General features: G+C 62.9%; 7 protein-coding genes. 4 read left to right on the forward strand and 3 right to left on the reverse strand.

The features are described 5' to 3' along the window. The first annotated feature begins 144 nt into the window (after window positions 1-144). The 4 genes from HAV21_RS19280 to HAV21_RS19295 all read left to right on the forward strand — a co-directional run bounded on the left by HAV21_RS19280 (window position 145) and on the right by HAV21_RS19295 (window position 7,726). Window positions 145-1,233, forward strand: a complete 1,089-nt coding sequence (locus HAV21_RS19280; protein ID WP_142939594.1) for an acyl-CoA desaturase — start codon at window positions 145-147, stop codon at window positions 1,231-1,233. 85 nt (window positions 1,234-1,318) lie between these two features. Next, complete coding sequence (locus tag HAV21_RS19285; RefSeq protein WP_166842795.1) at window positions 1,319-2,305, forward strand: quinone oxidoreductase; 987 nt, start codon at window positions 1,319-1,321, stop codon at window positions 2,303-2,305. 118 nt (window positions 2,306-2,423) lie between these two features. Next, window positions 2,424-6,380, forward strand: a complete 3,957-nt coding sequence (locus tag HAV21_RS19290) for a Pls/PosA family non-ribosomal peptide synthetase (protein WP_347877676.1) — start codon at window positions 2,424-2,426, stop codon at window positions 6,378-6,380. 11 nt (window positions 6,381-6,391) lie between these two features. After that, window positions 6,392-7,726, forward strand: a complete 1,335-nt coding sequence (locus tag HAV21_RS19295) for a M1 family metallopeptidase (RefSeq protein ID WP_166842796.1) — start codon at window positions 6,392-6,394, stop codon at window positions 7,724-7,726. Between the two features lie 3 nt (window positions 7,727-7,729). Here the strand turns inward: HAV21_RS19295 and HAV21_RS19300 are convergent, their stop codons facing one another. The 3 genes from HAV21_RS19300 to pheT all read right to left on the reverse strand — a co-directional run bounded on the left by HAV21_RS19300 (window position 7,730) and on the right by pheT (window position 12,095). Then, window positions 7,730-8,368, reverse strand: a complete 639-nt coding sequence (locus HAV21_RS19300) for a 4'-phosphopantetheinyl transferase superfamily protein (RefSeq protein ID WP_166842797.1) — start codon at window positions 8,366-8,368, stop codon at window positions 7,730-7,732. 133 nt (window positions 8,369-8,501) lie between these two features. Continuing rightward, entirely contained in the window at window positions 8,502-9,368 is an 867-nt protein-coding gene (locus tag HAV21_RS19305) for a serine protease (RefSeq protein ID WP_142939603.1), read from the reverse strand. Window positions 9,369-9,551: 183 nt separating this feature from the next. Beyond that, complete coding sequence (gene pheT, locus HAV21_RS19310) at window positions 9,552-12,095, reverse strand: phenylalanine--tRNA ligase subunit beta (RefSeq protein WP_166842798.1); 2,544 nt, start codon at window positions 12,093-12,095, stop codon at window positions 9,552-9,554. Between the last annotated feature and the right edge of the window lie 2 nt (window positions 12,096-12,097).

The raw sequence follows: 12,097 nt of genomic DNA on the forward strand, positions 1-12,097 counted from the left end.
TTCATGCTGTCCGATATTTATACATGCGGATGTGAGCAGTCTCATTATTTTGGAGAATGGACGTATGCTTAGTGGAGGGTGATCCAGACCGTGCAGTCCGAACGTCGGCTGCAGCGTTGCCCGTTAGCGATACGGGGCACATTTATGTCACCCACGTCCACCGCTGAGCGCCCCAAAGCTCGCGCAATCCAACCCAATCCCGTTGTCCAGAGCTACTCAGAGCTCCTCAAAACCGTCAAGTCGGCTGGACTCCTCGAACGCCGTAGCGGCTTCTACATCTGGGTCTTCGTGGCCCTGGTCCTCCTTATGGCCGGCACCTGGCTTGGCTTCGCCCTCATTGGCGATTCCTGGTACCAGCTCCTGATCGCCGCTGCTGTCGGCATCCTCTGCACGCAGCTTAGCTTCCTTGCCCACGAGGCAGGTCACAAGCAGATCTTCGCTTCGCGCCGCGCCAACGATTGGTCAGCCCGACTCTTGGCAACCGGCGTTGCCGGCATCAGCTACTCCTGGTGGGAACAGAAGCACGGAGCCCACCACAACCACCCCAACGTCATCTCCAAAGACCCGGACATCAGGAACAACGCCTTGGTGTTCTACGAAGACGCAGCAGCTGAGCGTAAGGGCCGCCTTGCTTTCCTCACCAAGAAGCAGGGCTGGTTCTTCTTCCCACTCCTGACGCTCCTGGGCTTGAGCCTGCAGTTCGACTCCCTCCGTTTTGTCTTCGGTAAGCAGAAAGTACGCCACCGCTGGGTAGAGACGCCCATCCTTGTGGCCAGGCTTGCCGCCCTCCCCGTACTGGCCTTCACGTTCCTGCCCATCGGCATGGCTTTCGCCTTCCTCGGCGTGCAGATCATGGTTTACGGCTTTTACATGGGTGCCTCTTTCGCCCCGAACCACAAAGGCATGCCCGTCCTTCCCAAGGACAGCCGCGTGGACTTCCTCAACCGCCAGATCCTGACCTCGCGGAATATCCGCGGTGGCCTCTTCATGGACTTCCTCCTGGGTGGGCTCAACCGTCAAGTGGAGCACCATTTGTTCCCGGACATGGCTCGGCCCCATTTGTACAAGGCCACAAAAATCGTGCGCGAGTTCTGCGCCAAGCACTCCATTTCCTACACCGAGACCAGTCTGATGCAGTCCTATGGCATCGTGGTCAGATACCTCAACGAGGTAGGCCTGGCAGCAGGCCGCGGCTTCGACTGCCCGGTAGCTTCGACGCACGGACGCTTCTAGGCGTTCCACAAGGGAAGCCCCACCTTCCCTAGGATGGAATCTGAAACCGGGCACCGGAAGGACCGCCCCGGATTAAGGAGCCACCATGACGCACGCCATCGTTGCACAGCAGCCCGGAGGACCTGAGGTCCTTGAGTACGCATCTGTGGAAATACCGAAGCCTGGCCCCGGCCAGCTGTTGATCAAGGTCGCAGCTGCCGGGGTCAACTTCATTGAGACCTACCAACGCAGCGGCGCCTATAAAGTGGACTACCCCTTTACCCCGGGTGCGGAGGCCGCCGGTACGGTGGAGGCCGTTGGCGATGGGGTGGAGGCCGTTGGCGATGGGGTGGAGGAATTCTCCATTGGTGACCGCATTGCCACCGCGGAGGGGTCCAGAACCTACGCGGAGTACGCCATCGTGGAGGCGAGCAAGGCACTTCCGGTACCTGACGGCGTCGACGATCACACGGCAGCAGCCCTGCCGCTGCAGGGCATCACCGCGCACTACCTGATGAACTCATCGTTCCGTGTAGAGCCGGGCCACACCGTTCTGCTTCACGCCGGCGCAGGTGGCGTTGGCCTGCTGTTGACGCAACTCCTGAAGGCCCGCGGAGCCCGCGTCATCACCACCGTCTCCTCGGACGAAAAAGCGGAGCTGTCCTCACTGGCCGGCGCCGATGAAGTGCTCCGTTACGAGGGCTTCGCTGACAAGGTCCGCGAACTCACCGATGGCCAGGGCGTCAACGTGGTGTACGACGGAGTCGGCAAGGACACGTTCGACGACTCCCTGAAGAGCCTGCGGATCCGAGGCGCCATGGTGCTCTTCGGCGCAGCCTCCGGCCCGGTACCGCCATTTGATCCCCAGCGATTGAACGCCGCGGGTTCGCTAACGCTCACTAGGCCCACCATGGCGCACTTCGTCCAGAATGCCCAGGAACGCCGGTGGCGCTCAGCGGAAATTTTCGACGCCGCTGCCAACGGCACCCTCGCAGTCAGGGTGGGCGCTACGTACCCACTGGCAGAGGCAGCCCAGGCACACAGGGACCTTGAAGGCCGCCGCACCACCGGCAAAGTGCTCTTGGTGCCCTGACTGCCATGCCCGGCTCCTTAACAACCGGTTATCTACAGGCGAACAGCAGTACAACACCATGTGACGTGCAGGAAACGTCTGACACCTGTTGTTCACCTTCCTGCGAAAAGCTGTGCCCGTGAGTACAGAACATCCCGTGGGAGCCGGGCAGACGCCTGCCTTGACCACTTACCGCCCCCAGTTCCCGGGCGGCACCGCAGCACCCGCCGGGCGGACCCTCGTGGACATCCTGGAAGAGACCACTGAGTCCTTCCCCGAGGCCTCGGCGCTGGATGACGGCCATAAGTCTTTGAGCTATACCGAGCTGCTGAAGGCAGTCAAGGCTTTCGCCGCACGGTTGAACACTTTAGGGCTTGGACGGGGAGACAAGATCGGCGTCCGGATCCCCTCCGGAACCAACGAACTCTACATCGCCATCTTGGGAATCCTGATGGCCGGCGCCGCCTACGTTCCCGTGGATGCCGACGACCCCGATGAGCGTGCCCGTCTGGTGTTCGGAGAGGCCAAGGTGGGGGCAGTCATCGCTGCCGGCTTGGAGATCCAGCTATCCGGAGCGGCACAGGAACCTGTTTCCACAGCGACCAAGCCCGGGCTGGACGACGATTCCTGGATTATCTTCACCTCCGGATCTACCGGCACTCCCAAGGGCGTGGCCGTTAAGCACCGTTCCTCGGCCGCGTTCGTCGATGCCGAGGCCCGGATCTTCCTCCAGGCTGAACCCATTGGACCCCAGGACCGGGTGCTTGCCGGCCTGTCCGTAGCCTTCGATGCCTCGTGCGAAGAGATGTGGTTGGCGTGGCGTCACGGAGCTTGCCTGGTACCCGCACCACGAGCCCTGGTTCGGACCGGCATGGATCTGGGGCCGTGGCTCATCAACCATGGGATCACCATCGTGTCCACGGTGCCCACCCTTGCGGCTCTGTGGCCGGCTGAAGCGCTGGAAAACGTCCGACTCCTCATCTTCGGCGGCGAAGCGTGCCCGCCCGAGCTGGCCGAACGCCTCGCCGTGGACGGCCGCGAGGTCTGGAACACCTACGGCCCAACTGAGGCGACTGTCGTTGCCTGCGCTGCTCCCCTTGGCGGACCTGGCCCCGTGCGGATCGGATTGCCCCTGGATGGTTGGGACCTCGCCGTCGTCGATCCGCAGGGCGTTCCGGTGGCTGAAGGCGAGATCGGGGAACTGATCATAGGCGGCGTGGGACTGGCCCGCTACCTCGATCCCGCCAAGGACGCAGAGAAGTACGCCCCCATGACCTCGCTGGGATGGGACCGCGCTTACCGTTCCGGTGACCTGGTGCGTTTCGAAGCGGACGGCTTGATCTTCATGGGCCGGGCCGATGAACAGGTCAAGCTAGGCGGGCGACGGATCGAACTGGGCGAAGTAGATGCAGCGCTTCAGTCCTTGCCTGGCGTTGCCGGTGCCGCTGCGGCCGTGCAGACGACGGCGGCCGGTAATCAGATCCTTGTTGGATACCTGGCCCCCGCTGACGGTCATGAAGTGTCCATGGAGGAGGCACGCCGGCTCCTGGGCGAGAGCCTCCCTGCGGCGTTGATCCCGTTGCTGACCGTGGTGGATTCGCTCCCCACCAAGACCAGCGGCAAAGTTGACCGCCACGCACTCCCCTGGCCACTTGCAGGAGCGGGCGCCACCGAGGCCGGCAACGCGCCGCTGAACCTTCCAGATGACGCACGCTGGGTTGTAGAGCAGTGGGAGGCGGTACTGGGCACCCCGGTCAGCTCGCTCGACGCTGACTTCTTCTCCTACGGGGGCGGATCCCTGGCGGCGGCCCAACTCGTTTCCGCCCTTCGCGTCCGCTACCCCACCATCACCGTGGCTGATATCTATGCCACGCCGCGCGTCGGCGCGCTGATCGAGGCCGCACGGCAATCACTTCCCGACGGCGGCCTGCCGGGGCCTGCTGCTGAGCGCACCGTCCGCCCTACTGCGTTGAAGTCGCAAATATTCCAGGTGCTGATGGGCGTGCCATTGCACGTCCTGGTGGGCATGCGGTGGCTGACCTACCTGATGGCTGCAAACAAGCTGCTGGCGGACTTTGTCGGCTTTGCTGCAGCACCCGTGGTGTCCTGGTGGTGGATCGCAGTATCCTGGCTCATCTTTGTCAGCCCCTTGGGGCGGATGGCAATGTCAGTGGTTGCAGCCAGGGCGCTGCTTGGCAGAATCCAGCCCGGCACCTACCCGCGTTCCGGCAAGACTCACCTGAGGCTCTGGCTCGCCGAACAGATTCAGGACCTCTCGGGCGCTATCGGACTGGCCAGCGCCCCGTTTGTCCCCTACTACGCGCGTGCCCTGGGTGCAAAGATCGGCAGGGACGTCCACCTGCACTCCTTGCCCCCGGTGACGGGCCTGCTGTCCTTGGGTAGCGGCGCGAACATCGAGCCCGAAGTGGACCTTTCCGGCTGGTGGGTGGACGGGGATTCCGTCCACATCGGACAAATCCATGTGGGAGCTGGTGCCGTTGTGGGAGCACGAAGCACCCTGATGCCCGGAGCGACCATTGGGGCCGGTGCCCACGTCGATGCTGGATCGGCCGTGCTGGGCAAAGTGAAAGCCGGACATCTCGTGGCCGGCTCCCCCGCGGAGCGCCGCGGTAAAGCCAAGCACGAATGGCCGGAAACCGTCAGCCGGCGGTCCGTGGTTGACCGGTTCTGGTTGATCGCCTTCGCCAGCGCTTCGGCTCTGCTGGCCCTCATTCCCTATATCTCCGCATTCGCCGGCGCGCTGGTGATCCTGGCCTTTATCCAAGGCAACGAATCGCTGCAAACAGCACTTCCACAGATTGCCCTGGCTGTCCCGCTGGCCGCCCTGGTGTGGTTCTTCGGCAACCTGGTTCTCATCCTGGTAGTTGCCCGGCTCCTGGGCTTGGGCCTACAAGAGGGCTACTACCGGGTCCGCAGCCGCGTTGGCTGGCAGGTTTGGGCCACGGAACGCCTTCTGGACATGGCCCGGGACCTTCTCTTCCCGGTCTACGCCAGCCTTTTCACACCGATGTGGCTGCGCCTCCTCGGGGCCAAAGTTGGGAAAAACGTGGAAGCCTCCACGGTGCTGCTTGTTCCGAAAATGACCACCATCGGCGACGGCGCCTTCCTGGCTGACGACACCATGGTGGCCTCCTACGAGCTCGGTGGAGGCTGGATGAAGATTGCTCCAGCCAAAATAGGGAAACGCTCCTTCCTTGGCAACTCGGGCATGACCGCTGCGGGACGAAACGTGCCCAAGAACTCCCTTGTTGCGGTACTGTCCGCCACCCCGGCCAAAGCAAAGTCAGGCACCTCCTGGCTGGGCAGCCCGCCCGTCAGGCTGCGACGCACCGCGGTGGCCGCTGACCAAACCCGCACGTTCCAGCCTCCCCGCAGGCTCAAGATTGCGCGGGCCTTGTGGGAACTGTGCCGTTTGGTGCCTGTCATCCTGACGGTCGCCATCGCCCTCAGTGTCATGCTGGTGCTGGACTGGATAGCGAGCGGATGGGGCTACTGGCTGGCAGCCGTCCTAGGTGGTGTGGTGATGCTGGCAGCAGGGGCCGTAGCTGCACTGAGTTCGATCGTGGCCAAATGGGTTCTGGTGGGGACCATCCGGGCCGGCGAGCACCCGTTGTGGAGCTCCTTCATTTGGCGCAACGAGGTGGTGGATACTTTCATCGAGATGGTGAGCGCCCCGTGGTTTGCGCGCTCTGCTGCAGGAACTCCTGCCTTGGTGTGGTGGTTGCGCGGACTTGGCGCGAAAATCGGCCGCGGCACCTGGTGCGAAAGTTACTGGCTCCCCGAAGCCGACCTCGTGACCCTCGGTGAGAATTCAACCGTCAACCGTGGTTGCGTGGTCCAAACACACCTCTTCCACGACCGTGTCATGAGCCTTGACACCGTCACGCTCGGTAACGGAGCCACCATGGGTCCGCATGGCGTCATCCTCCCCGCGGCCAGTATCGGCAACGGCGGAACCGTTGGCCCGGCGTCGTTGGTCATGCGCGGCGAAACCGTCCCGGCCGGTTCGTATTGGATGGGCAACCCGGTGAGCCCCTGGGTGGGTCCGTCGGCACAAGCGCCGCGCCTGAAGTAGATTGGACGGATATGGCCGCACCAATCACCACTCCCACGACCGAAGCCGACCCCTACGCCTTGAACCACGGCAGCAGCGCCTACCGCGTGGACAGGTACGAGTTGGACCTCGATGTCAGGCTGGGCAGCAACAAGCTGATCGGCAAGGCGGTCCTGCGTTGCACAGCCTTGGAAGCTACGCCGCAGATTGTTCTTGACCTGGTGGGCCTGCGGGCCAGCAAGGTTCAGCTGGACGGCAAGAAGCTGCAGAAGTTCAGCCACCGGGCCGAACACCTGGTGCTTAACCCCGCGTCACCGCTCAAGGCGGGCCAGCAGTTCTCCCTCGAGATCCGCTACGACGGCAATCCGCAGCCGCGCCGCGGCCTCTGGGGCGATGTGGGTTGGGAGGAACTCAACGACGGCGTCCTGGTGGCCGGACAGCCCAACGGCGCGGCGTCCTGGTTCCCCTGCAATGATCATCCGCGCTACAAATCAAGCTTCTTCATCTCCGTGACCACTGACGACAACTACCGTCCCGTGTGCAACGGCAGGCTGATCTCCCACTCGCGAAAGTCGAGCAGGGAAACCTGGGTCTACGAGCAGTCTGAGCCCATGGCGACGTACCTGGCCACAGTGCAGATCGGGCGCTACGCCAAGGTTCCGCTGCACGTGGACGACACCCATCCCAGGGTGCCGCAGTTCGTCGCAGTCACGCCCGAGTTGGCCGTGGATGCTCTTCAAGGCCTGCGGCGCCAGCCGGACATGATGCGCACCTTTGAGGATTGCTTCGGGCCGTACCCATTCGCCGACTACACCTCAGTGGTGACCGAGGACGAACTGGAAATTCCCCTCGAAGCCCAAACCGTCTCCATCTTCGGCCGAAACCATATGCGTGATACCTGGGATGCCCAGCGTCTGATCGCCCACGAGCTTTCCCACCAGTGGTTTGGTAATTCCCTCACGGTCACCAGCTGGAAGGATATTTGGCTACACGAGGGCTTCGCCTGCTACGCGGAGTGGTTGTGGTCAGAAGAATCCCGCACCATGACGGTGTCCGCGCGGGCAACGGCCGCGTGGAAGAGGCTTAGCGCCGGTCCCCAGGATCTGCTGGTAGGCGATCCCGGTCCCGAGCTGATGTTCGATGACCGCGTCTACAAGCGGGGTGCCTTGGCCGTTCACGCTGTGCGGATGGCAGCTGGGGACGAGGCGTTCTTTGGTTTCCTTCAGCACTGGACTGCCTTGAACAGGCACGGTTCAGTATCAACGGAATCCTTTGTAGTAGCTGCAGATTCGTTCATACCGGGTTTCGATGCTGCCGCGATTCTTCGGCCGTGGCTCTACCAGTCCGCGCTGCCCGCGCTTCCGTAATCCTCAGCCGATAGCCAGGGCTGCGACGAGCCCGTCAGGAATTTCAGCGCCCGTAATGTCCCGCAGGCCAGGACGGTCCAGCACATCCAGCTCCGCGGGATTGTGCCTCAAACCTTCACCGGTCATTTTCAGCCAGGCTTCTTTGCGCGCCCACAGCCGGGCGCGTTGGCTGGATCGATCCCGGGGCGGGGTGGACGCTAGAAAGTTTCTCTCGTTTACGGTCAATGCGACATCGTCAAAACCTTCGAACGCTGCTTGGCCGACCACTTCAAGGTCCACTCCCAGCCGGAGGCCATCCGCTGGATGTACGACGCCGGCCAGCAGCACCCAGCCCGACGCCCGGGACGCGCTCAGCACCAAAGGTGCCGGACCGCCGTCGAGCATGAACCCAGGGCGGCCGTGGTCCTGGCGGGGGCCGCACTGCGGGCAGTGATAGTTCGGCACCAGCCGGGCAGGGTCCAAGTCGAGGAGCGCGGCGGCGAAGCGCTGGAGAGCGAGCCGGCCGGCAACGAATTCTTCCCGGTCCTTGGCGTTGGCGAAACGGAGTGCGCGTTTCTGGGCTGGTTCACCGAGACCCTTAAAGCTGGCACCAGGGGTAGGCACAAGATGGAGCTCGCGCAGCTCAGGCACCGGGCTGTCCATCCCGACCTCCTCTCCGGTTTTCTCCCCAGCAAACTGTAGCCGCTTCTCCCGCGCCCCACCCTCGGACGTACGTGTTCCCCGCAGTCAGGATCACACTGCGGGGAACAATTGTCGGCGGGTTAACTCAGCTGGGCTATTTCACCGAGGTCAGGTAGTTGGCCAGCGTAGGCGTGATGCGGGTGCCTGAGTTGGAGCTACCACCGTTGGTGTGGATCGCCACGATGGTGTTGGAGCTGTTATAGACAGGGGCGCCACTTTGCCCGCCGTAGGTGTCCATCTTGTAAAAGACCTTCTCAGTGGTGGTGCTCTCAATGGGTCCGGTCATGGTCCACATGGTGCCAAAGGCCTTATCCCCCGGGTATCCCCGCACTGTGGTGCTGGTGCCGTTCAGGCTCGCGGTGGTACCGGTGTAGTTGAGCCAGCCGGTGGTGTTGCCGATAGTGCAGTCGAGCTTGATGACGCCCCAGTCGGCGTTGGTGTTCGCCGAGTCGATCCAGCGCTGGTCCGTGAAGATCTCCGTTGCACCGCATGTGCCGTAGGGGTCGGTTGAACCATTACGGCCTGGGGCAACTTTGACGCCCCAGGAGTAGTCGGCCTCGGAGCCGGTGCCGCCCTCATGGACACAGTGTCCAGCCGTCAGCACTGTGTCATCGGAGATCAGCGCGCCGGAGCAGATGTAGCCGCCGTTGAACTCAATCTGCACGATGGAGCGATTGGGGGCTGCCGTGGTGTTGGTGATTCTTACCCGGCCATCGGCGCCGATGACTGAGTCCGTGGAAGCGCCGCCATTCTTGGTGGGTGCGGCAATGGTGTACTTGTCGGCCAGAGGGGATGCGGCTGAGCCCGACGTCTTCGTCTTGTCCACCGTGTGCCCTACGGGCTGAACCTCGGCAGCGGTTACTTGGGGCGTCGACCCTGACGCCACTGCAGCTCCACCAAACGAGGACGTCAGGACCATTACTGCTGCCCCGACAAGCAAAGCAACGTTCTGCTTCTTCATGGGTACCTTTCAAAGGACGGCTCTTATGGAACCGTGCGAGGGATGTGATACACATGTTTCACATGTGCATGACAAAACTGTCATACACGCATGAATAGTCTGTCAAGATGCTGGGAGTTCAATCTCGATAAAAGAAAATCCCCGGAACCATATGGTTCCGGGGATGATCAATCGCGAGCAATATCAGCGCTGCACAGCTCCGAAGCGCTCGGCTGCAACAGCAACGGCTGCAGCGCGGGCTTCGGATGCCTCATCCGCAGTCAGAGTACGGTCATCGGCGCGGAAACGCAGGCCAAAGGCGAGCGACTTCTTGCCCTCCTCAATGCCGGGACCCGCGTAGACATCGAACAGCGCAACGTCTTCGAGGAGCTGGCCTGCGCCTTCACGCAGCGCTGCCAGAACCTGGTCTGCCGGCGCGTCCTGCGGGACAACCAAGGCGACGTCCTGCGTCGCAACAGGGAATCCGGAGATGTGCTTGGCCACGATCACGTCAGCAGCAGCTTCGAACAACGCTTCCACATTCACCTCAAGCGCCACGGAGCGGGCAGGCATGTCGTGCGCAGCCAGCAACTTCGGGTGGAGCTCGCCGGCGTAGCCCACTACGTCGCCGTTGCGCAGCGAGAGCTGAGCTGCACGGCCAGGGTGGAACGCCTGGTGGCTTCCCTGGCTGACAACCAATTCCACGCCCAGAACATCGGCGATCAGGCGTGCCACGTCAACAGAGTCTGCCCAATCCCACGCCCGAGGCGTGTGCGTCGCAGCGGCCGGTGAATCATGTCCGGTCAGGACAGCGGCGATGTGCAATGGCTGGTGCGGGACGCCGTCGTACAGTGCATCCAGAACCTCATCGGAAGGCTTGACGCCCAGCGGCGGGATGGAATCCGTGCCCAGGGTTTCGCCCGGGAGGAACACCAAACCTGCCTCGTACACAGCCAAATCGCGGAAACCACGTGAGTGGTTGCGGCGGGCTACATCTATAAGGCCCGGCAAGATGGACGTCCGGAGGTATCCCTGTTCCTCGCTAATGGGGTTCGCCAGCTTGAGGGCCGGCCGGGCTTCACCTTCAGCTGGAACGCCAAAGGTGTCGTTGGCGGCCTTGGAGACAAACGGGTAGGACAACACCTCTGTGAGTCCTGCATCAGCCAAAGCCTGGACTACCCGGCGCTTTTGCTGCTGGCTGCGGCTCAAACCACGGCCCGGAGGCGCCACCGGAAGCGTTGAAGGGATGTTGTCGTAGCCCACCAGCCGGGCGATTTCCTCGGAGAGGTCTTCCTTGGTTTCGAGGTCATTGCGCCAGCTCGGAGCGGTCACAACGTAACCCGACGACGTCTTCTCCACAGTTGCACCCAGGTCCACCAAGGATGTGGTGATCTGCTCTTCGGTGAAATCGATGCCGATCCGGGCGGCGGCGAACTCGGCGGGCAGTTCAATGGTGACAGCCTCAGGAGGGGTTCCGACGTCGGTCCCGGCCTCGTCTGCCGTACCCCCGGCAAGTTCCACCAGGAGGTCAACGACGCGCTGCGCAGCGATGTTGGCAACGTGCCAATCAACACCGCGCTCGAAGCGCTTGGAAGCTTCGGACGGCAGCTTGTGCCGGCGACGGGACCGGGCGATGGAGACCTCATCGAAGTGCGCGGCTTCCACCAAGATGTTCGTGGTGGAATCGGACACCTCAGTGTGGGCACCGCCCATGACGCCTGCAATGCCGATGGCGCCGGAGTCGTCAGTGATCAGGAGGTCCTCGACGTCGAGCGTGCGCTCTTTGTCATCGAGGGTGGTGATCTCCTCACCGGCCACCGCACGACGAACCACGATGTCGCCCGAGAGCTTGTCCAGGTCGTAGCAGTGGTTGGGCTGGCCCAACTCAAGCATCACGTAGTTGGAAATATCCACCGGCAGCGAGATGGAGCGGACCCCGGCCAGGCGAAGGCGGGAGGACATCCACGGCGGTGTGGGACGGGAAGCATCCACGCCACGGACTGTGCGGGCCACAAAGCGGTCGCATCCGGACTTGCCGTAGATGGGCGCGTCGTCGTTGAGCTTGACGCCGTAGCCGCCCTGCAGGGAAGCCGGTGCGTTGACCTTGGACGCGGGGTCCGTGAACGACGTTCCGGTAGCGTGGGCGTACTCGCGGGCCACACCGCGGATGGAGAAGGCATACCCGCGGTCCGGGGTGACGTTGATTTCGGCTGCTTGGTCGTACAGACCCAGCAGTTCCATCGCGTCTGAGCCGATTTCCGGGTCCAGTCCGATGCGCGAGAGCACCAGGATGCCGTCGTGATCATCGCCGATACCCAGCTCACGGACGGAAGCGATCATGCCTGCGGACAGGTGACCGTAGGTCTTCCGCGCCGAGATCTGGAAGTTTCCGGGCAGAACGGCGCCCGGCAGGGTGACAACAACCTTGTCGCCCTCAACAAAGTTGTGGGCACCGCAAATGATGCCCTGCACGCCGGAAGGATCAATGCCCTCGCCGGTAAGGGTCTGCTCCTGGCCCTCGGGAACCACGCGGACCTGGCACCAGTTGATGGTCTTGCCATTGGTCTGCGGCTCCTTGACCAGGCTCAGAACCTGGCCAACCACAACGGGACCCGTCAGCTCATCCGTGGGACGGTGGACTTCTTCTTCTTCGAAACCAACCTTGACCAGGTCAGCCATGACGTCTTCGGCCGTTGCATCGGCCGGAACCTGCGCGAATTCACGCAGCCAGGAAAGTGGGATACGCACTA

The organism is Paenarthrobacter sp. MSM-2-10-13 (assembly GCF_011605365.1).
Classification (GTDB): Bacteria; Actinomycetota; Actinomycetes; order Actinomycetales; family Micrococcaceae; genus Arthrobacter.